The sequence below is a fragment of the Cyclobacterium salsum genome (assembly GCF_010119245.1).
GTDB lineage: Bacteria > Bacteroidota > Bacteroidia > Cytophagales > Cyclobacteriaceae > Cyclobacterium > Cyclobacterium salsum.
The window spans coordinates 30779-56233 of record NZ_WNKG01000003.1 but is presented as its reverse complement, the minus strand read 5'-3'; the positions used below and the strand labels follow the sequence as shown (position 1 = coordinate 56233).

14 protein-coding genes are annotated in these 25455 nt (G+C 45.8%); 3 read left to right on the top strand and 11 right to left on the bottom strand.

The window, feature by feature from the left end; genetic code table 11:
- Positions 1–81: 81 nt before the first annotated feature.
- The 11 genes from GJS45_RS05795 to GJS45_RS05745 form a co-directional block, all read right to left on the bottom strand.
- Positions 82–1707, bottom strand: a complete 1626-nt coding sequence (locus tag GJS45_RS05795; RefSeq protein WP_162340535.1) for a sulfatase family protein — start codon at positions 1705–1707, stop codon at positions 82–84.
- 57 nt (positions 1708–1764) lie between these two features.
- Complete coding sequence (locus GJS45_RS05790; protein ID WP_162340534.1) at positions 1765–3324, bottom strand: sulfatase family protein; 1560 nt, start codon at positions 3322–3324, stop codon at positions 1765–1767.
- Positions 3325–3547: 223 nt separating this feature from the next.
- Positions 3548–5431, bottom strand: coding sequence for an MBL fold metallo-hydrolase (locus GJS45_RS05785; RefSeq protein ID WP_162340533.1), 1884 nt, complete (start codon positions 5429–5431; stop codon positions 3548–3550).
- 97 nt (positions 5432–5528) lie between these two features.
- Positions 5529–6869, bottom strand: a complete 1341-nt coding sequence (locus GJS45_RS05780) for a sulfatase-like hydrolase/transferase (RefSeq protein ID WP_162340532.1) — start codon at positions 6867–6869, stop codon at positions 5529–5531.
- Positions 6870–6880: 11 nt separating this feature from the next.
- A complete protein-coding gene (locus GJS45_RS05775; protein ID WP_162340531.1) occupies positions 6881–8332 on the bottom strand; it encodes a RagB/SusD family nutrient uptake outer membrane protein in 1452 nt (483 codons plus the stop codon).
- A gap of 93 nt (positions 8333–8425) precedes the next feature.
- Entirely contained in the window at positions 8426–11791 is a 3366-nt protein-coding gene (locus GJS45_RS05770) for a SusC/RagA family TonB-linked outer membrane protein (protein WP_162340530.1), read from the bottom strand.
- Positions 11792–11940: 149 nt separating this feature from the next.
- Positions 11941–12978: a FecR family protein gene (locus GJS45_RS05765; RefSeq protein ID WP_162340529.1), complete on the bottom strand. Its 1038-nt coding sequence runs from the start codon at positions 12976–12978 to the stop codon at positions 11941–11943.
- Positions 12979–13890: 912 nt separating this feature from the next.
- A complete protein-coding gene (locus GJS45_RS05760; RefSeq protein WP_162340528.1) occupies positions 13891–14499 on the bottom strand; it encodes an RNA polymerase sigma factor in 609 nt (202 codons plus the stop codon).
- Between the two features lie 122 nt (positions 14500–14621).
- Positions 14622–17333, bottom strand: coding sequence for a glycoside hydrolase family 78 protein (locus tag GJS45_RS05755; RefSeq protein ID WP_162340527.1), 2712 nt, complete (start codon positions 17331–17333; stop codon positions 14622–14624).
- Positions 17330–19543, bottom strand: a complete 2214-nt coding sequence (locus GJS45_RS05750; RefSeq protein WP_162340526.1) for a metallophosphoesterase family protein — start codon at positions 19541–19543, stop codon at positions 17330–17332. Before GJS45_RS05750 ends, GJS45_RS05755 begins: the two co-directional genes overlap by 4 nt.
- 3 nt (positions 19544–19546) lie before the next feature.
- Complete coding sequence (locus GJS45_RS05745) at positions 19547–21421, bottom strand: sulfatase-like hydrolase/transferase (RefSeq protein WP_162340525.1); 1875 nt, start codon at positions 21419–21421, stop codon at positions 19547–19549.
- A 272-nt stretch (positions 21422–21693) separates the two neighbouring features.
- On the opposite strand from GJS45_RS05745, the gene GJS45_RS05740 reads away from it, so the two are divergent.
- From GJS45_RS05740 to GJS45_RS05730, 3 genes are read left to right on the top strand one after another with little or no spacing between them, the layout of a single operon-like run.
- The gene (locus GJS45_RS05740) at positions 21694–23013 is read left to right on the top strand and encodes a peroxidase (protein WP_162340524.1); all 1320 of its coding nucleotides are present in this window, start codon (positions 21694–21696) and stop codon (positions 23011–23013) included.
- Positions 23014–23015: 2 nt separating this feature from the next.
- A complete protein-coding gene (locus tag GJS45_RS05735) occupies positions 23016–24428 on the top strand; it encodes a Dyp-type peroxidase (protein WP_162340523.1) in 1413 nt (470 codons plus the stop codon).
- Positions 24421–25374 carry a catalase family protein gene (locus GJS45_RS05730; protein ID WP_162340522.1) on the top strand — a complete coding sequence of 318 codons (954 nt, stop codon included), beginning with the start codon at positions 24421–24423 and terminating at the stop codon, positions 25372–25374. Before GJS45_RS05735 ends, GJS45_RS05730 begins: the two co-directional genes overlap by 8 nt.
- Positions 25375–25455: the final 81 nt, after the last annotated feature.

The window sequence follows — 25455 nt, the reverse complement described above, 5'->3', positions numbered from 1 at the left end:
GCCTGTCTTAGCAAGTCTTGATTTCATATAAATTACCTGTTTTCCACTATTATAAATGGTTTAATCTTCGGTAATTCTAATTTACTGTTTTTCAGGATATCGGATCACTTCAACATCATTTTCCTGGGTGGGTCCGGGAGTACTTCTGCCCTCAGTGATAAGTTTTTCCAGCAGGTCTTCCATCTGTTTTACCCGATCGGGTTCCTGGCTGGCCAGGTTTTGAGTTTCACTGGGATCAGCAGCCAGGTCGTATAGTTGTACGGGCAATTCGCTTTCTCCGGGTGTCCAGCCACCTGACCCGGGACCTGCGATGTATTTCCAGTTCCCCTGGCGCAAGCCGGGTAGGCCAGTTATCGAAGTGCTTACTGCATTTTGACGTACCGCCTGATTACCACCCTTTAACAAGGGAAGCAGGCTGAAGCTATCTTCGCCTGCATCGTCAGGAATCTCGGCTCCTATGATCTCGGCTATGGTAGCCATCAGATCAGCCTGATGAACCAACTGTTCAGAAGAACTCCTGGGTTGTACTTTGCCAGGCCATCTGACGATAAATGGGACGCGGTGTCCGCCTTCCCATACATCCGATTTATATCCGCGAAAAGGTCCGCTGGGATAGTGGCCTTTCTCTTCCATGGCGGCGACAGGAGGATGATTACGATCCCAGGGCCAACTCTTCATGCCACGGTCATGGGCTTCCTCCATTGTGGTGTTTCCAACATAAGGGGCGCAACCGTTGTCACTTGTAAATATTACCAGCGTATTCTCCGCTGCGCCGCTTTCTTCAAGGGCTTCGAGTACTCTTCCAACCACAGCATCGGTCTCCATGACCAAATCGGCATAAAGCGATAGGTTACTTTCGCCCAACCACTCATCATTTACGGAAAGAGGGGTATGCGGGGAGGTCAGGGGCAGGTAAAGCAAAAAAGGACGGGATGTTTCCTTCTCCCGCTCAATAAAAGCTGCCGACCGGGCAGCTAGAGCAGGCAAAATCGCTTCAAGCGACCAAAGCGCTCTTGCCGGCCCTTGGGTGCTAGCCTGGTTTCGCCCAAATAACCGCGGGGCCCCAAATTCAGAAGGAATTCCCACCGTCCGGTCATTCTCGATAAAACAATAGGGAGGCCAGTTAGGTACGTCTGTCCCAAAATATTCATCAAATCCCACCTCCATCGGTCCACCTGGAATAGGGAGGGAAAAGACCTCACGCCACGTATTGCGATGCTCTTCCGTTGCCGTTACATCCTTCTCACCTGGCCGGAATAATTCCATCTGCTCTTCGGGGATGGGCCAGTTCCAACCCAAATGCCACTTGCCAATGCAGGCGGTCTGGTAACCGTTTTGTTTGGCCAGACTAGCCAGGGTCAATCGGTCTGGGGTGATCAGAGGTTCTCCGTACAATCCCACAATCCCCCTTTGCAGCTGGCTGCGCCAGTGATAACGGCCGGTGAGCAGGGTATACCGCGATGGAGAACAAACCCCTGATGAAGAATGAGCATCTGTAAAAGACATTCCTTCTGAAACCAGTCGGTCTATATGTGGGGTGGGAATTTTCCCCCTCTCCGGATTATAGGATTGAACATCCCCATAACCCAGGTCATCGGCATAAATAATTACAATATTTGGAAGTTGTTTATCTTTATTTTCCAGGTTACAAGACAGAAAACCGATAGCCAGGAAAAGAAATGAAACTAAAATATTTTTTTTTAACATTTTTGACGCCTTAAGTTGGTACCATTTTATATACATCCTTTTTTGTTTCCAGTCAGATCAATCCGTCATCCAGTGAAGTTGCTTCCAGGTTTCCGGTCCATCGTTTTTCTGAAGTGCTCCCGGAGTGCTTCTCCCATTTTGTATATAAGCGGTAAGAAGGGACTTCAATTCTTCCACTTTGCCAGGGTGGTTAGCAATTAAATTTTGCTCTTCTCCAGGATCCCTGTCAAGATTATACAGCTGCATGGCTGGCAATCCTTCTAATTCTTCAGGGGTTCTCGGAAAACTCCAACCACCAGACCCCGGGCATAATATAAGTTTCCATTCGGCTTTTCTGATCGCGAAACTCCCATCTATGGAATGATGTACAGTTGCTTCTCTCAATGGTTCAGGTTCATCAGTACTGGTCAATAGTGGTAAAAAACTAAAACTGTCTTCCCCTGCCTGTTCTGGTAATTTGTAATTAACAAGTTCTGCAACCGTTGCCATCAAGTCGGTGGTACATATGGTGGTGGATGTGGTTTGGGCTTTTTGTGTTTTTTCAGGCCAATGAACAATAAAAGGAACCCGGTGCCCTCCTTCGTATATATCCGCTTTGTGTCCACGATAGATATAGCTTGGATCATGGTTGACCTTTTCAAGTTCCGGGAAACTGGCTTTCGGGGAACAGCCGTTGTCACTGGTAAAAATAAGAATCGTGTTGTCCAGTTCTCCCTGCTCTTCTAACGCCTGCATTACCTGACCCAAGACTTCGTCTACCTGTAACATAAAATCTCCATACATATTGGTATTACTTTTCCCCATAAATTCGGTTGTAGGCAATATAGGAGTATGTGGGGCAGGAAGGGCAAAATACAGAAAAAACGGTTCAGGGGCATTGGACTTGGCTTGGATATATTCCACCGCCTTATGGGTCAGGTGGGGCAACACCTGAACATGATCAAAATTACTTCCTGTTGGACCTTCTCTCCAAAACCCTTTATCATCAACATTGACAGTAACCCTATCCGGAACAGCGGTAATCCTGCTGTCTTCTACATATACATAAGGAGGCATATCCAATGACCCGCTAAACCCATAAGAGTAAGTAAATCCAAGATCTTTTGGTCCATTTTTTATGGGTTTTGTGTAATCAACTTCAAAGTTATTGGCCAAATTATCAATATTGCTGTTATTTTCCTCAAATGCCCAATCCCATCCCAGATGCCATTTCCCCACAAAGGCCGTATGGTACCCTTTTTCTTGAAGCAACTTCCCCACGGTAAGTCTATCATTGGGTATTAGGGGTTTGGAATAACCTCCCAAAACCCCGTTTTTTAAGGTAGATCGCCAGTTGTATCTGCCGGTAAGGATTCCATATCTGGTAGGGGTGCAAACCGCAGAACTGGTATGTGCATCGGTAAATTTCAATCCACCGTTAATCAACCGATCAATGTTTTTTGTATGGATTTTTGAATCAGGATTATAGCCAGAAACATCCCCAATTCCCAAATCATCGGCTAATATGTATACGATATTGGGATGATCTGTCGAATTGGAAGTTTGGGCACGGATCTGAAAAGAGACAACCAATAAAACAAATAAAAACAAAATTTGGGTTTTTTCTATTATATGCATAGTTGATTAATTTAGTTTTAAGATTGTTGTTTTTAATTTTCCATTTATTTCCTTTGCGATAGCAGGATATCCCATTAATTGGATTTTTTGGATTTTAATGGGACACATGATCCAAAAACAAAACCCAAATAAACGCGAACGGAAACATTGATTTTATTTTATACATTTTTAACTATCAGGGTTAAATTTTTCCTGATATAAAGGCTTAGGTGAATCGTGGATATTATTCAACATAAATGATGGAATCAAACCACTCTCCAATCAGCTCCCCGTTTAAGGTGAGATCAAAACTTATTATTCCGACCCCGGTTGCAGCTGCTTCCGTTGCCTCAAGTTCAACCGGAAAAGATTTATTTCCTGGGTCGGAAATTTTTACCTCAATTACCTCAGGATCTGAAATGATTCCTTTTGGTGCCTTGATGTGCACCTTATAGATTTGTTCATGCTCCACGAAATTTCGGATGACCACATTAACTCTTCCTGGTTTTCCTTTGGTCAGTCTTTTCCTGTATGGTTCAGCTTTCACCCAAAAAGGGTCAAACCAAAACCTATAATCGGGGAAAATACTCAGGCTTTGAAAGGCTTCCCGTAACTCATAGGACCATTGTCGGTATCTCTCTATTAAATCCCGGGGATGGTCGATTACCACCGAATGCCCCCCAACAATCCGGTCGGGATTAAGGTTTGCTAAATATTCTGCTCCATGAATATATCCTTCTTCTAAAACGGTACTGTTATGGGCCACAACAGCAGGATTTCCCCTGTTATTGGGGGAAGGACGGATATTGTCCCCGGTGAAAGCTACAAGTTTGCCATCAATCATACCTTGCAGGCACATGGCAAATTCAGTTTGTCCGGGCATCCAATCAACGGTAAAAGTAAATTCCTCCCATTCAAAGGTTTCTCCGTCTTTAAACTCCCGATCAACCTCTAACGAACGAAAACCTTTATTATATCCCGGAATCATTGCTGAATAATTAAAATCAAGCGGTCTTTCGATTTGAGGTACCATCCGATCCAGCGCCCAAACCTCTGCTCCATACTTTTCTTTTAAAAATGGTACCTGCAGAAAATGGTCTCCGTGCATATGGGAAATCAAAACGGCGTCAATTTTTTTTAATCCCAACTTCTCCTCCATCTGCCGGATTGCAGTTTCTAATAAACCTTCGTCGATCAATCCGCAATCGACGACCAATGCCTTTCCGCTATCAGCAATGATGATCGTGAAATTGGGGAAGAAGTTGGCATCCCCCTTGAATTTATACACATGCGGGGACACTTGATTCACAAAAGGAATGTTAGTAGGGACAGACACCTCGTCCTCAATAGACGCTGCATAGGTAAATAACGGATATCCCTGAACCAATAAATCGGCCATATTGGCTAATTTTGCCTGGTAATCTTCTAATTGTCTCACTGGATCCTCCACTATCGCACCATGCGAAGGAAGTAATAAATGGGGGGTGAATTGTTTGACCATGGCTGCGGCATTGTGCAGCGCATAAATTCCAGATGCAAAACCATAATCCCAATCAGTGTCGAAAAAATTATGCATGCGCCCCCCATCCAACATCAAATCACCGCTGAATACATTCCACCCTCTTTCCGTTTTGAGGAAATATGACATGGATCCGGGACTGTTTCCTTTGGTTTCCATACACCGAAACTCAAAATTGTGCCAGGTAAACGTATCCATTTTTGCAAAAGAACGATCCACCTGAATAGGGAATAATGCAGGCCTAACATAACTAGCGCCCACCACGGAAAAGGGATCACTATTGGACGGAACCATTTTTCTAAATGAAGTAGGTTTTTCGAAAAGCAGACGTTCTTCTTCGGGAACCGCAACCTTTGCTTTCCATTTCTTTAAAAGGGGGTATCCCTGGCTCTGTTCTCGATGATGATGGGTAAACAGGACCCAATCTACTTTTTCTATCCCAATGTCACTTAAATGATCGAGTACAGATCCGTTTCCCAAATCAATTAATAAAGCCCTGTTGTTATCCTTTATTACGTAAACATTACTGACATCCCTCCAAAGGTAAATATGGGTATCAACCTGCTCAAACTTTCCCTCCGAATACTCGTTTGGGAAAGTTTGAGCCATCAATGCCGTAAATGATGCACAGAAAAGTATTAGGGAGGACAAGTAATAAAAACCGTTTTTCATCAAATAAAGGAACGCTTCGGATAATACAAACTATTTAGCTGAGGATCATTTCTTCATTTAAACCGAATTCCCATTCTTTATAGGCACCATTTAATTCCTGAAATACTTTTGGGAATTCTTCTTTTACATCAGTTGTTTCCTTAATATCTGTTGAGAGATTATATAGTTTCGCCTCTCCATCTATTTTCAACAGTTTCCAATTGCCTTTTCGAGCGGCACCCTGATTTTTAAATCTCCAGAATACAGTCCTCTCCTCTATATTTTTATCAGCCTTTGTTTGATCAAAAATCACAGACAAATCCTTGCCAGACAAATCTTTTGGCACCTCCAAACCCACCAGGCTGGATATGGTTGGGAACAAATCCATAGACAATACCAATTCTTCAGACTCTCCGGGAATTATTTTATCTTTCCAGTTGAAAATGGCTGGCACTCGATGCCCTCCCTCGTACACCTGACCTTTATACCCGCTTAAAGGGGCATTTGAGCCCACATTTCTGGTACCTCCATTGTCTGAACAGAAAATAATAATGGTATTATTTGTAAGCTTATTCTTATCCAAGTAGTCAATTACCTTTCCCACATTCTTGTCTAGGGATTCTATCATCTCCTTGTAAGCGTTCTTTTTATCTTCACGGCTACCTTGTATCGGAAAACTGCCGCCAACGGTTCTATCTGCCTTATCATTGGGTCCCTGATAAGGATAATGGGGAGCTCCATGGGCCAAATACAAGAAAAAGGGTTTGTCGTCTTTTTTTTTTTCCAGAAACTCAATGGCATTTTTTGAAACCAGGTCAGTCAAATAACCAGCTTCGTTTTGAAGCTGGTTATTGTTCCACCAATCCTCAAATCCCTCCTGGTCGATGTGGCTGAAATAATCTACATTCCCACTTACAAATCCCTTAAACTGGTCAAAGCCTTGTACATTTGGTCCAAATTCTGGCTGATAACCCAAATGCCATTTTCCAAACAATGCTGTGGTATAACCAGATTCCTTTAAATATTCCGCCAAAGTAAATTTACCTGGAGACATACCGCTGGCCCTATGACTTTTGGCAGTTACAACTCCTTCTACTCCAGCTTCCTGAGGGTAAAGGCCAGTTAAAAGTGCGGCCCGGGTGGGACTGCATACCACCCCATTGCTATGGTAATCTGTAAGCCTCATCCCCGAAGCGGCCAAGCGGTCAATATTTGGGGTATTGATCGTAGCATTGCCATAGCAGCCCAGGTCGTTATAACCCATGTCATCTGCCATTATCAGTAACACATTAGGTAGGGTACCTTCCTGCTGGGTATCATCTTCATTATTGGGTTGGGAATTACATCCCAAACCCAATAAAGCCAAAAGCCCCATCACATAAATGAGTTTTTTCATATTAACTGTGATTAATATCCCGGGTTTTGTTCACCCAGTTGGGCGTTATTTACAAATTCTATAGAAGGGATTGGGTAAAGAAAATATTCCTTTCCTGTAATTGGATGGTCCACCAAGCGCTGTTGAGGAAAATTAAGTCCAGTAAATCCCATCTGGTTCTGAATGACTTCTCTAAGAATCCCATATCGGTTCAAATCAAAATACCTTTTGTTTTCGAAGGCAAGCTCTATTCTTCTTTCATCCCGTAATCTATCCCTAAAGGTCTCTTGATTAGGAAGGTCAACAGCACTCAATGCGGAAAGTCCAGCATTGACCCTGATTTCATTCAGCAGTTCAAATGCTTCTCCATCAGACTGGTAGCCGATTTCATTCAATGCCTCAGCCCGGTTCAATAAAATTTCAGCATACCTGATCAAAGGAAAATTCCAGGTACTAAGTGACCTGGGATCATCGGTATTATAATACTTATTAATATAGTTAAGGCTACCGTCAGGCATGGAAGGGTCAATAAAATTGGACAAGCCGTAGTCTGCTACAATCACCCCCCTGCGGTTATCACCAGTTTCAAATAATTGGATGAGCCCATTTCCTGAAGACAATCCTCCTCCTTCACCATTCAAATCATCATCTGTAGGCAACAGGAAAGCTGCTCCACCGAGAAAATCAGGTGGAGCGAAACCAACACTTATTGAAGTGGTGGTCTGCCCAATTACGCCACCATATTGCACTTCAAAAAAAGAGGCGTCGCTATTTTCCTGAGAACCATTAAAATTATCAGCATAATTCTCTAACAAGGCACCCTTTTCTTTGAGGTTACTTGTGACCTGTGATGCTTCCTCCCACTCTTCCAGTTCCAAATGAACAGCAGATAAAAGTGCGCTTGCCGAATTTGATGTTGGCCTGCCGGATTCCATTCCAATACCACCGGAATAACTCTCAGGCAATAAGCTGATGGCATCATTTAAATCAGATTTTATTTGATTGTAAAGCGTCAATACGCTTTCCCGAGGCAATTCAGCATCCTCGCGCGTTTGAATCTCATTGATAATTAAAGGCACTTCCCCAAATAACCTGACCAAATTAAAATAATACAATGCCCTCATGAATTTAGCCTGTCCTTCTATGGCATTTTCCATGACCGGACCTGAGAAATCCTCTACCCTGGATATATTATCCAGGACAGTATTGGCTCGGGTAATTCCCGTATAGTGCAAACTCCATGTTGTCTCAATATAGCCTAATGTTGGATCTACGTTAAAGATATCCGGCTCAGTTTCCTTTCTCCAAGTCCATCCATCATCGCTAGCCAGATCAGTAAGTTGAAACATAACGTTTTGGTACAAAGGATTTAAAGGCTGATAAACCCCATTCACTGCGGTAATGATATTACTTTCGGTAGTAAATAGGTCGGCCATTGGAACAAGGCCCTCGGGTGCGGGTTCCAGAATAGATTCGCAGCTCATGGTTAAAGCAGTTAATACTATTCCTATATTTTTGAGAAATTTATTGTTTTTCATCGTATTTTTAATTTCTATTTTTATGAAAAATTAGAAAATCTAGAAGGTCATCTGGGCAGACAACGATACCAATCTGGTTTGTGGATAAGGAGTATAATCTATTCCCGAAGATAACAAACTAGTCCTGCTGGAAGCTTCTGGATCCAGTCCAGAGTAATTGGTGAACATTAATAAATTGGTACCTGTCAACGTCAATTTGGTGCTTTGAATGGATTTTCCAACAAACCATTCGATGGGAAAATTATAGGATAAACTAAGGTTTTTTAACCGGATAAAATCTCCAGTTTCCAGAAACCGATCCGACACCATGGTCACCAGGGTCGTAGTATTACCTCCCTGTGAAGGCCTGGGAATTGTGCTACTCGGGTTTTCAGGTGTCCAGAAACCATTTACCTCGGCAAAATTCTGAACAAAAGGCACTCCCCTGGCCAACAGGTTTCTTGCAGTATTATAAACCTGGTATCCGCCGGCAAAATCAAAAAACACCGAAAGATTAAAATTCTTATAATTGAAAGAGTTATCTATTCCTCCAAAATATTTTGGATGGGGATTTCCCACAAAGGTTTTATCGCCTGCATCGAATACTCCATTTTCGTTATTGTCTTTGTACCTGGGGTCACCCGGTACTGCACCAGACCAGCTCAGGGCTTCATCTTCTTCGCCCAATTGCCAGACACCATCATATTGCCACATATAAAATGACCCCACTGGATGTCCTGCTCTTGATAAATTGGCAGGTTGGTTAGAAAGGGGTATGTTTTGGCCTGGAATTTCCAGAGATTCTCCAATAGAATTAGTGCCAATATCTAATACCTCATTTTTATTAAAAGAGACGTTGAAATTGGTGCTCCAGGCTATTTCTCCAACTGTGTTTCTCGAATTGACCGAAAACTCGAACCCTGAATTCAAAACCGAGCCCAAATTAACAACAGGGTCCTGTGCAACCCCTGCCGTTAATGGGATAGGAGTGGATACCAATAAATCCTGAGAAACCCGGTTATAATAATCCGTAGTAGCATAAATCCTACCTTCTAAGATGGAAATGTCAATTCCTGCATCAAATTGTCTGGTACTCTCCCATTGTAAAAATGGATTCCCAATATTTTGAGGAGAATTTCCGATGACCAAACTGTTTCCAAATACATAGGGAGTGGATGCAGCTCGGGTAAGGAAAGCAAAGTTTCCAATTTCCTGATTACCTGTAAGTCCATAACTGGTTCTTATTTTAAGATCATCAATAAAATTAGAAGATTTTAAAAATTCTTCTTCTGATAACCTCCATGCAATGGATCCGGATGGGAATACACCAAACCTAGTGGAAGGACCAAATTTCGAGGAACCATCCCTCCTAACTGTTCCTGTTAAAAGTAATTTATCGTTATAGGAATAGTTTGCCCTGAAAAAGGAGGAAATTAATCCAGAACTTACCTTGGATCCATTAGCATTGAAATTAATTTGGTTGGAGAGTTGATTTAAGGAATTATTGACAGTTCCTGAACCGGATATTGAACTATTATTAAAAATAAACTGCTGGGCAGAAAATCCGGCTAATAATTTGAAATCATGATTATTAATTCTTTTCTCATAATTGATAGTGACATCTGAAACCCAATTGATTTCCTGCCTATTGGGTACAGTTACGCTTCCCTCCGGGCGGGTAAACCTCCCGATTTGATAAACCGGCATGTATGTATAACCGCTGCCCAATATCACGTCCCCTCCAATATTTGCAGAAATTGTTAAATCATCCATGGGTTTGAAATCAAACTTAGTATTTCCCATCAATCGGGTAACATCTTCCTCACGGGTGGGCAAAAGAAGATCAATTAAAGGATTATCATTCGCACCAAAATAAGGAGCAGCGGTTGTATTGATGGCGGTCAAATTGCCATTATCATCATAAGCTGGGGTGTAAGAATGTTGAAAAGCCAGACTTCGGTAACCGGTTGAACCCCAATTGTCGTTGTTCTGAACATTTTGTTTTTGATGGCTGCCAGTCATATTGGTAGATACTTTAAGCCATTTATTGATTTCCGAACTTACATTCAATCTTAAAAACCAGGTCTTTAAATCAGAATTAATAAGAGTACCTTTTCTGTCCAGGTAGGAGGCAGATCCGGAGAATTGGGTTTTTTCAGATCCTCCACTAAAACCAAGATTGTAATTTTGCCTCACCCCAGTCTGAGTCCCAAGTTCCTGCCAGTCGTTATCTATTTGCCAGGAAGGGTGACTAGGATCATCGTATACGGATATATTCCGGTTTGAATTTTTAAAAGCTTCTACAAACAACTCCCTTTGCTCCTGTGAACTCATTACATCAAACCTTCGGGTGATTTCTTCTAAGCCAATATCTGCATTGAAGGTGAATTGAGTTTTTCCTGCCTGTCCCTTTTTGGTAGTGATAATGACTACCCCATTTGCAGCCCTTGCCCCATATATTGCCGTTGCGGAAGCATCTTTTAGAATATCTATTGCCGTAATGTCTTTTGGATTTATTGTTGAAAAATCCGAGCTGAAAAGCGGTACACCATCTACAACGATTAAAGGATCATTACTGCCTGTTACAGAACCTATCCCTCTGATGTTAATGGAAAATTTTCCATTGAGATCTCCCCCTGTTTGTCTTACCTGAACCCCGCTTGCCCGTCCTTGCAATGCATCCTCAAAATTGGCCACAGGTCTGGATTGTAGGAGGTCTTCTGATACCGAGGCGACAGAACCAGTAATATCAGCTTTTTTCTGCGTTCCATACCCCACTACCACCACTTCTTCCAGGGACGATTGATCCTCCAGGAGGGTGATGGAAAGGTCCGTTTGGTTCCCAACCGTAATGCGCTGGGACTGGTACCCGATAAAGGAAATCAACAAAACCGAACCTTCTTCTGCTTCCAGACTGAAATTGCCATCAATGTCGGTCGCTGTGCCGGTATTGGTTCCTTCTACCAGCACGGTAGCTCCGGGAATGGGGTCCCCATTTTCATCGGTAACCGTTCCGGTAATGGGTCTTAGCTCCACTTCGGCCATAACCTGAACCACCGTTTGACCCGTGGGAACCACGTCAATGGTGTGGTTCATTTGCCTAAAACTCACCTGCAATTGCTGTCCTGCTACTTGGAGACGCTCCTCTACCGTACCCGATTCCGAGTCGAATACCAAAAGCTGGGATTTGTCCAGCTTTTTATTGTCGTAGGCAAACTTAAAAGGCGTTTTCCGTTCTACTTCATTAAAAAATTGCCGCACATTCATTGAAGGAGCTGATAGGCGAATGCTGACTTCGTCGATCCGCTTGTATTGTCCCTTTGCCTGCATGATGCTGGCAAAATTAACCAGCAGCATTTGCAAAATTAAGCCATATAAAAAGCCTTTGGACAACATGAGTATTGCCTTTAGTAATTTATTTTTCATAGTTTTGAATGTTTATTGGAAATTGATTTCAATAAGCCTGGTCTCTTGATGGCCCCATTCCCCAATGTACACCATCATCAGACCAGCCCTTAGCCGGTTGGTTTTATCCAACCGGTTTTTTTTATGGCGCATGTATGTATACCATCGGTCTAAAATTTTAAGTGAACTATTTTTTCTTCTATACTGAATTGGAAGCCCTGTATGTAAGCCATACTACGCAATACATCTTCCAGGCTCTGTTCCTTGTACTCCCCCGAAAACTCCCAGGCGACGGGTTTCGAACCTTGCACGTGGAACGCTACCCCATACCAGTTTTCCAGTGTTTGCATCACCTCTTCCAGAGATGCCCGGTCAAACCGGATCCAACCGTCCCTCCAGGCCAGCACCACATCCGGATTGAAATTTCTTAGCTTGTTTTTTCCGGTCCGGACATCGTGACGCATGGACTGGCCCGGCTCCAGCCAAACCGGATCGGCCAGGGCTTTTTCTGTTACTTTCACCGACCCGGAAACCAGGGAAATATCAATGTTGGACCCCTCCAGGTTGCGGATATTGAAGGTGGTACCCAATACGGTGGTCACCAACCCATTGGTTTCTACCCGAAAGGGCCGTAAACTGTCCTTCTCCACCTCAAAATAGGCCTCTCCTATCAGCCTAACATTTCGCTCCAGGTAGTCAAACCGCTCCGGAAAGAAGAGGCGACTATTGGCATTCAGCCAAATCCGACTACCATCACCCAAGGTCAACTGCAATTTTTCTCCCGGCTGGGTGCTCTTTTCGATCCAAACGGTTTCATTAGCCGCTGCCCCGGGTGCCGTATCGGTGGGCATAGGCGATAGCCACCAAGCCAATCCAAAAGAAAGGAGTAGGATGGCTGCGATGCGATGCATTTGCCCCAGGGGTTGCCTACGGAACGAAGGGTCCTTTTTCAAAGCGGATTTTTCAATCTCCTTTTGCCGTTTTGGTTCACGAAGTAATTCCTGCAAGATAGCCTCCCGGGCCCCTTCGGGAGCTTTGTGCTCCGGATACCGGACCCGGAGTAAAATTTCCCTGGCCTTTTTCAACTCCCCCACCTGCTCCGGGTTGGCCACCATCCATTTGGACCAATAGCTGTCCAACTGCTGGTTAGGTTGCTTCACCCAGGCAATAAATTCTGGATCAGTTAAAAAATCCTCTTTGGTTTTCATGCCGTATTAGTTCCTTCTTTACTGTAAATGCTGTCAGTTACCAAAACAACACCTAAAAAATTTACTTTTTTTAATAAATATTGCCAGCATTTAAAAAATGTCCTGTCGCATTCCAAAAATTTTGGACATAAAGACTTAGAGACTGGGGGACTGAGAGACTCAGAGACTTAGAGACTTAGAGAGTGGGAGACTTAGAGACGAAGAGATGATGTGGTGATGTGATGGCACTGCGAGGGTGCAGATCTGATTCAATCGTATGGCGGTATCCGCTCCTGCACCCGCGGCAGTCTGTCGGAATATGCATCCGTACTACCTTATTTATTATCATTCCACAAATTTCTTGGGTGTCCGCTTCGAATCAGATTGCTTCGCTGCGCTACCGATGACGTATTTATCAAATCGCTGAAAATCAATATATTAAAAATCCACATCGTCATCCCGATTTCTGCGTTTTTTAAAATGTTAATTCTCGCAATGACGGTGTTTTTGGTCGGTATGTGCAGTCTTCGTCACTGCGAGGGAGCGTTTTTGGATAAATAAACCTACGGAAAACGCTCAACGCTCCCGCGGCAGTCTGTCGGAATATGTATCCGTACTACCTTATTTATTATCATTCCACAAATTTCTTGGGTGCCCGCTTCGAATCAGATTGCTTCGCTGCGCTACCGATGACGAGTAAGGTAAATTTAAAAACTTAGTCCTCTGTGGTTCTTTGAGGCCTTTGTGACAAAGAATAACGCATCGTATTCCGAGATTTTTTGACACAAAGCGCACGAAGGATGCCCAAAGGACACGAAGCATTTTAAAATAAGCCTCTGTGCGCTTTGAGGTTCTTTGAGGCCTTCGTGGCAAAAAAACTGAAACGGGTATCTCGGTTTTAGGAATCTTTTTAAAGGATCTGATCGAGAAAGATTACCGCAACGTTTTCCGCAAAAAAGCCAATGCTTTGTACATCAGGTTTCGGGTGGTATGGTCGCTGTCCATTCCCATCAATTCCCGGATCTCGGAATAGGAAAGATCCTCGTAAAAAAAATAATAGATGATTTCTTTCTTTCTGGGACTTAGTTCGGCAATGGCCTGGTTGAGCTCTTCCATCCTCTCCGCATCCAGCTGCTGATCTATCAGGATCTGCTCGTGGGACAACTCAAACCCGAACCCTTCCTTCTCCGACAAATCCGCCCGGCGTTGCTCCCATCCGGAACGCTGCCGGAACAGCTTTCGTTTCAGGCATTTTAGCAAATAAAACCGGATATGATCCGTAGGACCCAACTTCTTGCGGAGATTTTTTAAATCGAAAAACACCTCCTGAATGCCGTCTTTGGTAAGGGACTCATCCCCGGTCAATCGCATGCCGTAGGCAAAAAGCCGATCAAAATACAGCTCGTAAATCTCAATATAGGCCGCATCGCTGCCATTTCTGAATTGATTCCAAAGGGTTGCATCCGGAATTTTATCAACGGATCGGGCTTTGTTTCTTTCAGCAGGGAACTGCTTCAAAACGTTGAAATGAGAGAGAGGCATGATAGGGTTTATTGGTAATTACCAGTTAAATTTACCCATAAATAAGGCATTTCCTAATTTTTACCAATGAATATGGCATATTTTTCTCTTTTAGCCTATCAGGTTAGCTAATAGGACAGCCATCAAAACTCCAGCACATGCCTACCACTACCCACCAGCAGCCCGCTATAAGCTCCGGCGGTATCGGCCCCGCTGACCAGATCCGATGCAGCTATCGGCCTTCCATTTAGCCGCAGATCATTTGCTACCCCGTCCGGTAAACGGATTTCTGCCGATGTGTTGCCCGGCACTTCTACTTCCCAGCGAATCGTTTCCCCTTGCTTTTTCCAATGGGACCGGATCCAGCCGTAGGGGGAATGATGCCCGGCCTCTACCCATTCCAGGTCATCGGGAAAAAATGGCTTGAGATGTATCCGCTTGAATCCCGCCGCTTCATCCGTTGGCTGAATGCCGCCAAGCCCCTTGTAAAAGAAATCCCCTATCGTCCCAAACATAATGTGATTTCTGGATTGGGACCCGTCCCAATTCTGAAAAAGGGTCGTGGCTCCCAGTTCATCCACCCAGTAGCCCCAGCCGGGAAAGGTGCGTTTGTTGGCCATTTCATAAAGCACATCGGCATGCCCGTAACGCATCAACACCTGTATCAGTGCCTTGGTGCCTACCACACCGGCATCTATATGACCTTCCTTTTCCTGAATGGCTTCCAATAGCCTGGCCAGGACGGGGCTTTCCTGGTCCTTTTCCACCAACCCCACAAACAAGGGGACGGCCTGAGCATTTTGCCCCCCATGATCGTATGTTCCACTTTGAGGATCATAATACCGCTTATTAAAAGCTTCCCTGATATAGCTGGCAAGATCGGAAAAGGCCTCCTGATCCTGCTCTTCCCCGACGATTGCTGCCATTTGGGAAAGCATGTTGCTGAAATAGTAAAAAAAGGCAGAGGCCAGAAACGGCCCCTGGGTTTTATTTTCTAGCTGCTTGTGGTCGTCAATACCAAAATTTAAGAGGTATCCATCGGCATGCGCACTCAGGTAATCCAGGTAATTCTTTAGGGCCGGATAGTAATTTCTGATTATGGTAGAATCACCCGTAAACCGGTACAGTTGCCAGGGGACTTCGAGAAAGGCGCCTTCCCACTGGGGTCCATACCCGCGTTCCGGATCTTCACTCCCGTTATAAGTATAGCCCCAACCACTTGTAGGGATGATTCCGGGAAGATCCCCATTTGGTCGCTGCTCATCTACAAAGTCATCTATCCACTTCAGGTAAGCCCTGCTCAGGTCAAAATTGTAAAGTCCCGTTTCGGCCACCAACAGGGCATCCCCGGACCAACCCATTTTCTCCCGATGGGGACAATCGGTGGGATAGCCATGATAATTGCCCAAAAAAGACCATTCAAAATTTTCCTGTAGCTGGTTGAACATGTCATTCGAACTTCTGAAATAACCCCTTTCAGCAAGATCCGTGTGGACCACGTCGGCCTGTATTGCCAATAGCTCCACTTCGGGATCACTACTCGTTATTTCCACATATTGAAAGCCCTGATAGGTAAAAATGGGATGCCAGGATTCTTCTCCACCGCCTTTCAAGTAATACCGGTCGGTCTGGGTATCACCCGTCCAGATAAAGCGGCTGAGTTCCTCCACATCCAGCGTACTATCGGAATAAATGCGTTCGCCATACCGCATTTTTACGCGTGACCCTGCCGGCCCTGCTACCCGGATATTGGCCCAACCGGTAAGGTTTTGGCCGAAATCCAGCATTAACGTGCTGTCGTTTACTTCCCAACTAGTTTTGGGTTTCAGCTTCCCCGTCACCCGAATGGGCGGCATCACCTGGGCGGATAATTTGCCCTGAGGTCCTCCGATAGGTATCGCCGCTTGCCAGGACTCATCCTCATAAGCTGCTTCGGACCAGTTTCCCAATTCTTTTCGGGCATCATAGGTCTCTCCATTGTGTACCCCGTCAAAAATAATGGGGCCGGATTGGGTAACCTTCCAGGTGGCATCGGTCTTGACCAAATGTTCCCTACCCTGCTGGTCGACGATTACCAATTGTGCCATGACCGCTGGCGAAGCTCTCCAGGGGGCCTGATCAAAATCCCAGGCCTCACGGGTGTGTTGGTTGTACCAACCGTTTCCCAGGACAATCCCGATGGCATTGTCGCCGGCCCTCAGCAAATCCGTGACATCGTGTACCAGGTACTTAACGCGCTTATCGTAGCGGGTTAGGGCCGGATCCAATTCATGATCCCCTACCTTCCGACCATTGAGTTGCACCTGATGATACCCCAACCCGGAAATGTAAAGTCTTGCCTGCTGAATGCCTTCGTTAATTTGAAACGTTTTGCGAAAATAGGGAGCAGGTAGTAAGGGTGGAACGCTATCCACCTCCGGTATGGAAGAAATCCAGGAGGCTTTCCAGCTGGAAGATTGGGTCAGTCCCATTTCAAACCAGGTACCTTCGCTGGAAACAGGCTCGTTGGTCTGGTCCCAAACGATCACCCTCCAGTAAACTCTTTGCCCGTCCTCAGGCTTTTCCCCGGGGTAGTTTACTCCCTGGGACTGGCTGGAAGAGACCTTCCCGGAATCCCAGATATCCGCCTTCCCGGATTCCAATTTATCCGGTTGAGAGGCTAGCAAAAGTTGATAAGCACGTTGTTTGAAACCAGCGTCCGCCTGGATTTGCCAGCCAAAAACCGGTCTTTCCTCCAAACCCAATGGCCGATCAATATGGCTGGTTTTGAGTGAAAGGACTTCAAATTTTTGTTTTGGATTGCAAGAAAAGCAAAGGGAAATGATAATAAAAAGAAGGGAATAACGGCGCTTCATTGCTTAGGGTTTTGGGTGGACATGATGTACCGGTGCTCTCCGGCAATGTGTACAAAAGGCTCGTATTTATTCATTCGCCACAGGGCTTCATCCGGCATGTTCCTGATTTTACCTCCTGCTACCTGCGATTCTCCCAAATCCGGAATCCGTTTCAGATTGGTGAAATAAACACCAAACCCAGGACTGTTTCCATCATTAATGTGCCAGGTGCCTAGATTGATCACCAAACGGTCCAATCCCGATAGGTCCAGACCCTGATCCCCATAATCCTGCCGCCAGTTTAGTCGCGCCTCTTGCCAGCGCTCATCAGAGGCGGGCAATTCGTAATGCAACAAGGGAACTTCCTCACTATCTGTAAACCGATCCGATAATTGACTGTTACCCTTTCCTATCCAATAGGCCAGATTAAGCAGTTTGACGCTACCTTGAAACCCCTCCAGCCAAACAAAACCACCTGCCCAACTATCCGGCAGCCCGGCGGTCTCCTTGTCCAGGCAGTAGTCCAACCGAATCAAAAAAGGATCCTCTCCAATCGCTATGGTTTGACACAGGTGGTTGATGGTCTGGGGAAGCCGGTCCTGTCCGGGAATGTGGTACTTTCGTTTGGAGGAGAACAGGTATAAGGTCTGATATCCCTGAAACTTCCGGACTTCCATCCGGTTGGATGGATTTTCATCTTCGCCGTAAATGTATCGGGTATTCCAGAATGCCAGACCTTGTGAAAAATCCCCGTTTCGAATTTCAGGTCTGGCTTCCAGTTGCCATTTATAATTTAACCATAGTGGGAATTTTGTTTCGCTAAATTCCGGCAAGGATTCCGGATAAGAATAGACTTCCTCCATAACCGTTTTGAAGTACACGTTGCAGGTAGTGCCATTGACCTCCACCACCAGGATTCCCTGGGAGGGGCCTCCATGTACCTCTTCCTCCCCAAACGCCCGGGGCCGGTACCCGGCGGCGGGTAAATTGATCATTCGCATCCCTTTGTATTGAGTAGCGGTTTTTAGGGAAGCCCTGATGGGAATGTGGACATGACCGCTAAAAACATACCGGACGTTGCCGTGTTTGGCCAAAATATCCAAAACCAACCGCTTTACTGCCACCGATTCCGCATAATTGATCAGGGGGTCAATTCCAATGGGATGGGTGGGCACATGTTGGAAGAATAAAGTGGGCTTGTCTTTGTTCTTTTCCAGATCTTCTTCCAACCAATCAAAATAATGCGGGTGGGTTTCAAAGAAATTACTGCGCAAGGGATCCGGCCAGACAATAAAATGCCAGTCACCCAGATCAAAACTATACAGCAGCCACTCCATCCCATTCATGGCCTTTTGTGCACTGAAATAGGCATCAAACTCCTCCATCCGGTAGCCGGGTGTAAACGATGCCTGGTAGCGGGTTTCGTGATTCCCAATGGCGTATAGTAACGGAGAACGAATTCCTTTCAAGTATTCGTGCATGGCTTCAAAATGGGCAGCCTCCCCCTGGTTGTCCACGATATCGCCTAACACCAGCGAAAAGGCAGGTTGAGGGGTCAACTCATTGACACGGTTCACACTGTCCCAAATAAAGGCATTGTGGATCTTCATCCGTGTTGGATGTGCCTTGGGAGTATCCGGATTTCCACCCTGCGGATCTGCAAGAATGACAAAGGAAAACTGTTTCTGACCTTTTGCTAATCCTAATTTTGCCGGGTCCAACACCCCCATTTCTTTATCCAACAGGTAATTACAGCTTAGCTGAATCCCATCCTCCTGATAGGAAAGTTGCCGCCGCTCTACCAAGTTGCCTAAAGTAAACTCCATTGGTTTGCCATTCAGTACCAGATTCACATTCGTCCCGGGTTCCGGGCGATCAATCCAAACGGCAAAAACGAAAGGAAACGCTTTTCCCACTTCAAAGGTATAGGTACGATTCGCTTCGTCTACCCTTTCCGGCTTGTTTGCGAAGGGATAGGCTTTTACCCTGGATTGTTGTGCCCCTGGTTCTCTTACCTCCAACCGCACTTCTTTGGGAGCGAGCTGATCCATTGTCCGAATCTCCAGGCGTACCTGGAACTGCCCATTTTGGTTCAGGACTTCTGAAAAACGAGTAGGCTGGGCATACTGAAAGGGAGGAAGCCCCTGCTGCTGTGTTTTTACAGCTGCCGACCCCAATAAAAAAAAGGACGAACCTGCTCCTACCCTCGAAATAAATTTCCTACGCTTCATTCCTTACCAATTCATATCGTAGCCATGATCCATGGGGTCCACGTCCCATTTAGTCAAAAGCCCTTTGGCCGCTCTGAGGTCATAATGACTCCGGTTAAACTCCCCCACCATACCGATCATATCCAGAACGGCCTGTTGGGTGGATTCGGCACTATCTTCTATACTATCGATCGCATTAAGGGCATGCGTCCGGGCAAACGAATTGGGTGTTTCGAGGACTTCGTACAAGGCCTTCAGGGCCTCTTCAGTATACCCTAAATGGTACATGGCTTCTGCCGCCACCACTTTTACATTGGGAGAAGAATCTGAGAGGGCATTTCGAAGTGATTCTGCGGCTTCTTCTGCCTCCTCGCCCAGTATCAACAATCCTGTCGCTCCCCAATAGCGGCTAGCTGCTTCCTCCTCGTTTAGCATCTCTTCCAGGAACGAAATATCACCCTTTCTGGGGTTGGAAGCCAGATTGGCACCATCTATCAGGGCATTGAGATCAATGCCGGAATCCCTCATGTAATCATAGGCGGTGGTACCTTCCGTACGGTCGATTAACTCCGCCTCGGGGATAAAGCCGGTATCTTTGATTTCCAGCATCCATTCTTTGGTTGCCGCCCGCATGCGCTCCAGTACTTCTTTGTATTCCGGATCATCGGCCAGGTTATTTACCTCCCAGGGGTCGTTTTCGGTATCGTATAATTCCTCGGCAGGCTTGGTATTCCAGAATCTGGACTGAGTTTCATTACACTCTCCGGCTTTGTAGGCCGCTTCCCAGGATTGAATGGAAGGAGCCCTCCAGAGGTATTCCAAAAACTGACCGTACACCCGGTAAGGCATGTAATTGCGTATGTACCGGTACTTAGCGTCTCGTGCCGATCGACTCATATCGTATCGCTCGTCCATTCTGCCACGCAACATAAAAGCATATTCCGGATCTTCCGTTTTCTGCTCTCCCAAAAATGCCTTGCCCTGCAAATAATCCGGAATCTCCTGACCAACGAGACTAAGCAGGGTAGGCACCAGATCCACAAAGCTTATCATTCGGTTTACATGGGTCCCAGGTTTTTCGGCGGGATACAAGTGTCGGTACTTTTCAGGAATTCTTACAATAAATGGTACCCGGGTTCCGGTCTCGTACACGTATCTTTTGCTTCTGGCAAGTACCCCTCCATGGTCGCCATAATAGAAAACGATGGTGTTTTCTGCTTCTCCGCTGTCTTCAAGTTCCTGCAGCAGCTCGCCGATTTTTTGGTCCATGTCCTCTATTTTGTCGTAATACTGTGCCCAATCGTGTCGCATTTCGGGAGTGTCCGGATGGTAGGGAGGCAGGTTCACGTCCTCGGGCTTGTGCCGCAGCTCCGCTGTAGGAATGGAGTTATGAATGGAACTTTCGTGGGAAATGGTGGTATTAAAAACGGCGAAAAAAGGCTTCCCTTCGGGCCTGTTTTTGTAGTGGGCCTTATTACTGGATTCATCCCAGATATTCTCGTTTTGCTCTGGATTGATGTTGTAATCCTCCTTGGAATTGTTGGTGGTATAATACCCTGCCTCTCGCATCATTCGGGGATAAAATCCAATTTCACCTGATTTATCGTAGTAGCTACGCATGTGTTGGTGTCCACCCGAATTGGCATAGACTCCGGTTAAAATGGTGTTTCGGGCAGGTGCACAAACGGGTAGGTTTGCGTAGGCATGGGTGTATAAAAAACCCTCTGCGGCCAAGGCATCCATGTTCGGCGTGGTGGCAAATTCATCTCCGTAACATCCGGCAAAGGGGCTATTGTCCTCACTGGTTATCCATAAGATATTGGGCGGTGGTAATTCTTCCCTGGAAGATTGACAGGATATCAGGCACAACAGAAAGAGGCAGTAGATAAGATACTTCATTTTGGGTTTCGATTGGTTTACTTGCGAATACTATAAATTAAATGAAATTTAATGGTTTTAGGTAACAAAAATCAAAAAACCCGCCCGAAAGTGAAATTCACTTCGTTTTTCCAGGGAACATTGCTACTGGATTTATGGGTGCAACAACCTTTGATTTTTATATAAAGAAATATTCATGGAAAAATTTCCCGTATCAACAAAGATTTTTGCAGCGCTGAATTTCAAAACCTAATTTTAATTTTATATATTGGATAAAAAATAGTTTCGTGCGTATGTCCACAGTACACAAAGGCCTTACCGTTACCGTCACGCTGGACGAACAAAAAATTCCCTATGTAAACGGGCTGCTGTCGGAATACCGGAAAGACCTCCGCCTCTATCAGGAAAAATACCAAAAATCCTTACCTGGCACCTTCTTTATCAGCTGGCTTACCCTGCCCACTCAGCTTTATCAAGACCAGGAAACCCTGCCGGCACGAATACTATTGCTGACCAGTTACGTCGGAAGCAAATCCCGGCACCTCAAAGAATTGGCCGCTTTTTTAGCCCCCCAACTCAGACAAGTATTTAGTCAAAGTGTTGAATTTCCTTCCGGGGAACCCAGCGAAGAAAAATTAGTTCAATTTTTAAATCAGAAAAGCATTCCCAATACTTTTTATTCGGGTTTCAAATTCATCAGCACTGCTGAAGTGGATCAGGAAGCCCAGTTGAAATCCGAGGTGCTCTCCTACATGCAAAAACAGGAATCATTGGGCCCGGCCAGTGAACCCACTGCCGTCAAGAAAGCCATCGAATCCTTCGTCTCCAGCCATCCCAAACTACATTGGGCCTCAGGCGGTATTCCTTTTAGTAGCCAAAACAAAGTTCAGATGCTTTGGCCTCTGGCCGCCTTTGGGCTGATGATGCTTGCTTCCATCGTATCCCTGATTGCCTTGCTATTTACTGATGCCTTGCTTTTCAGGTGGCTGGCCTGGATCTTCCCTGCCTTCCTGCTGGTAACAGGTGCCCTTTTTTTATTGCTTCGGCTTAATGAAAACAATCCCCACGAACCCTCGCCTGAACTTTCCGATGAAAAAGTGCGGGAGATTGTAGCCTTGGAAACCAACCCGGTAATTAACGAAATGACTGTCATCGCCCCTTTGAAAAAAGGCTGGGTCCGAAGGGTTTTTCTGGCCCTTACCCTGAAGTTGGTCGGCTTGGTGGCCTATTTTGCCTACATCCCCACCGTGCATACCGCCCGATGGCTACAAATGGATAAAGGCAAACGACTCGTTTTTATCGCCAATTTTGATAATTTATCCGAAGCCTATGCGCATGATTTTGTAGATAGTGAACGGAGGTCCATGAACATGGCCGTAATATTTAGCCACGCTTTTGGTTTCCCGGCGACCCGCTGGTTGGTGCACAAGCAATACAATCACCGAAGCGAATACATGAAAGGTGTCCGCGCCCATCAAAAAATCACCCAGTTTTGGTACAGCCATAATCGAAATTTGAGTGTGGAAAACCTGAAACGAAACAGGGCTTTCCGAGAGGGGCTTTTCAAAAAGATGGATGATCCGGCCATCAAAGACTGGCTGTTAACCATTTGACCATGAGTAAACTGGAAAAAGAAGACATTCAAGGCTTGTTGGTTCGCGGATACGGGAACCTGCCTAGTGCCAAATACCTGCTGTATACTGGAAGCCAGCGCGAAGAAACACTGGAATTTATCCGGCAACTTATCCCAAAAATCACCCCAGCCTCAGAAAAGCCTGAAAATGAAGCCTTGCACCTGGCGTTTACCTACGAGGGATTGGCCTTTTTGGAGCTCCCAGCCCCCGTGCTGGATAGCTTTTGCCGGGAGTTTAAGGAAGGCATGGCTGAATTGCAGCGGCAATTCGTTCTGGGCGATACCGGCGAAAATGCCCCCCCACATTGGGATTGGGGAAACGAACCCTTGCATTTTCTCCTGCTGGTTTACGGAAAGGATGAAAATCAATTGAACGAAACCCTGGCCGGCATTCGGCAGCTTTCGAATGCGAAAGGCGTCACAGAACTGCACGCGCTACCCACCGGCCTGCTGCAAGGCCAAAAAGAACATTTTGGGTTTCGGGATGATATCTCCAGACCCATCATCCGGGAATTGCTATCCCAACCGCCCCAGGATCCGGACACCACCTTTCCCGCCGGAGAGTTTATCATGGGGTACGATAATCTCTACGATGAACTTGCCCCCTCGCCGACGGTTCCGCCGCAGTTGGACCCCAACAACAGGCTTCCTGAACACCGGGATGATTCTAACCTGAAGGACCTGGGAAAAAATGGCTGCTACCTCGTGTTCAGGCAGATGAAACAACATGTACCCATTTTTTGGGAGTATATGAAAGCCAACAGCACCGACCCATCCGCAGCGATTGGTCTGGCCAGTAAAATGGTCGGCCGATGGCCAGACGGTTCCCCATTGACCCTTTGCCCGTTCCAGCCGGACCCTTCCCAGTCTGATACCAATGACTTTGAATACTGGGAGCAGGATAAAGCGGGATTGAAATGTCCCATTGGTGCTCATATACGCCGTACCAATCCCCGGGATCACCTGGTCACCGAGAAAAGTAGAAAAGATTCCCGGGAAATGGCTGCCAAACACCGGATGCTACGAAAGGGCAGACCCTACGGACCTCCACTAACGCCGGAACTAGATCCGGAAATAATCATGCAAAAGCCCGATGACGGGAAAGAAAGAGGCCTGCATTTTATCTGCCTGGTCACCGATATCCGGAGGCAATTTGAATTTGTCCAAAACAACTGGGTGAACTTTCATAAATTCGGAGGATTGGAAAACGATGCGGATCCCATTATCGGCAATCACTATCAAAACGAACGCCGAAAGACGGATTCGTTCAGCATTCCGGAATATCCGGTAAGGAAAATACACAGGAGTTTACCTAATTTTACGCATATCAAAGGCGGGGCCTATTTCTTCTTTCCCGGAATCCGGGCACTGCAATACCTGACTGAAAATGACTGATTTCTATACACCCGAAGAAGAAAAAGACATTCAGGATTTGTTGGGGGATATGAAAGAATTCCTCAAAAAGGAATATCCCCAGGGTTCCATCCGGAGAAATTTTCATCCTAAAATGCATGGCTTGCTGAAAGGGAGCTTAACCATAAAGCCAGATATCCCCGAAGCCCTCCGGAAGGGATTATTCAAGGAAACCAAACGTTATGAAGCCTGGATTCGCTTGTCCAATGCGCCCCCCAAAGTACAATCCGACAAACCAGCATCCGGGAGAGGGCTGGCCATCAAGGTACTCGATGTGGATGGAGAAATGCTGGAAGAAGACCCGATTGGGGTGCCTACCCAAAACTTTTTATTAACAACCAGCCCCATTCTTTCGGCCTGGAACATTCGGTTGTATCGAAAAGCCATTCGAGCCGTCTTATTTGGTTTTTGGGAACAACTACGATTTGCGATCCACCCAAAACATTGGCGGAGCATCTACCTTACCCTGAAATATTCGGCCAAACACGAAAACCTGCTTTCCCAAACCTATTTTTCCGGAGGAGCTTTTCGCTTTGGCCCGGATTCATTTGTCAAATTTGTCTTAAGCCCTCATGATCCCTCTCTCGGTTACACCCTGGAAAAAGAAAAATCAGATTCCTTTCTAAAAGAGCAACTGGTGGAAGACTGCAAGAGGAAAATTCATGCGTTCACCCTTTCCATTCAACTTCATAAAAATGAAGACCAACATCCCCTGGAAAATACGTCAAAGGCCTGGAAAGCAGATTTGATCCCCTTGGCCACCTTAACCCTTCCCGTACAGGAATTTGATACTCCCGAAAGGAACGCTCTGGGAGAAAAAATGGAATTTTCACCCTGGATAGGACTGGCAGACCATGCGCCGGTCGGCGGCATCAACCGGGCCAGAAGAAGGGTTTACAAAGAATTGGCGGCTTTCCGGAATAGGTAGTTTATGAATTCAGTAATCCCAAACGGTTACAATTCCCTCCGCGGCGGAGGGCAAGGGGGATTTTTTCGAGTCATTCCGTTT

Coding starts and splice junctions, on each gene's coding strand:
- GJS45_RS05750 (WP_162340526.1), bottom strand. CDS start 19,543: ATGAAGCGTAGGAAATTTATTTCGAGGGTAGGAGCAGGTTCGTCCTTT.
- GJS45_RS05760 (WP_162340528.1), bottom strand. CDS start 14,499: ATGCCTCTCTCTCATTTCAACGTTTTGAAGCAGTTCCCTGCTGAAAGA.
- GJS45_RS05735 (WP_162340523.1), top strand. CDS start 23,016: ATGAGTAAACTGGAAAAAGAAGACATTCAAGGCTTGTTGGTTCGCGGA.
- GJS45_RS05785 (WP_162340533.1), bottom strand. CDS start 5,431: ATGGCTCAAACTTTCCCAAACGAGTATTCGGAGGGAAAGTTTGAGCAG.
- GJS45_RS05780 (WP_162340532.1), bottom strand. CDS start 6,869: ATGAAAAAACTCATTTATGTGATGGGGCTTTTGGCTTTATTGGGTTTG.
- GJS45_RS05770 (WP_162340530.1), bottom strand. CDS start 11,791: ATGAAAAATAAATTACTAAAGGCAATACTCATGTTGTCCAAAGGCTTT.
- GJS45_RS05740 (WP_162340524.1), top strand. CDS start 21,694: ATGTCCACAGTACACAAAGGCCTTACCGTTACCGTCACGCTGGACGAA.
- GJS45_RS05730 (WP_162340522.1), top strand. CDS start 24,421: ATGACTGATTTCTATACACCCGAAGAAGAAAAAGACATTCAGGATTTG.
- GJS45_RS05790 (WP_162340534.1), bottom strand. CDS start 3,324: ATGCATATAATAGAAAAAACCCAAATTTTGTTTTTATTTGTTTTATTG.
- GJS45_RS05795 (WP_162340535.1), bottom strand. CDS start 1,707: ATGTTAAAAAAAAATATTTTAGTTTCATTTCTTTTCCTGGCTATCGGT.
- GJS45_RS05765 (WP_162340529.1), bottom strand. CDS start 12,978: ATGAAAACCAAAGAGGATTTTTTAACTGATCCAGAATTTATTGCCTGG.
- GJS45_RS05775 (WP_162340531.1), bottom strand. CDS start 8,332: ATGAGCTGCGAATCTATTCTGGAACCCGCACCCGAGGGCCTTGTTCCA.
- GJS45_RS05745 (WP_162340525.1), bottom strand. CDS start 21,421: ATGAAGTATCTTATCTACTGCCTCTTTCTGTTGTGCCTGATATCCTGT.
- GJS45_RS05755 (WP_162340527.1), bottom strand. CDS start 17,333: ATGAAGCGCCGTTATTCCCTTCTTTTTATTATCATTTCCCTTTGCTTT.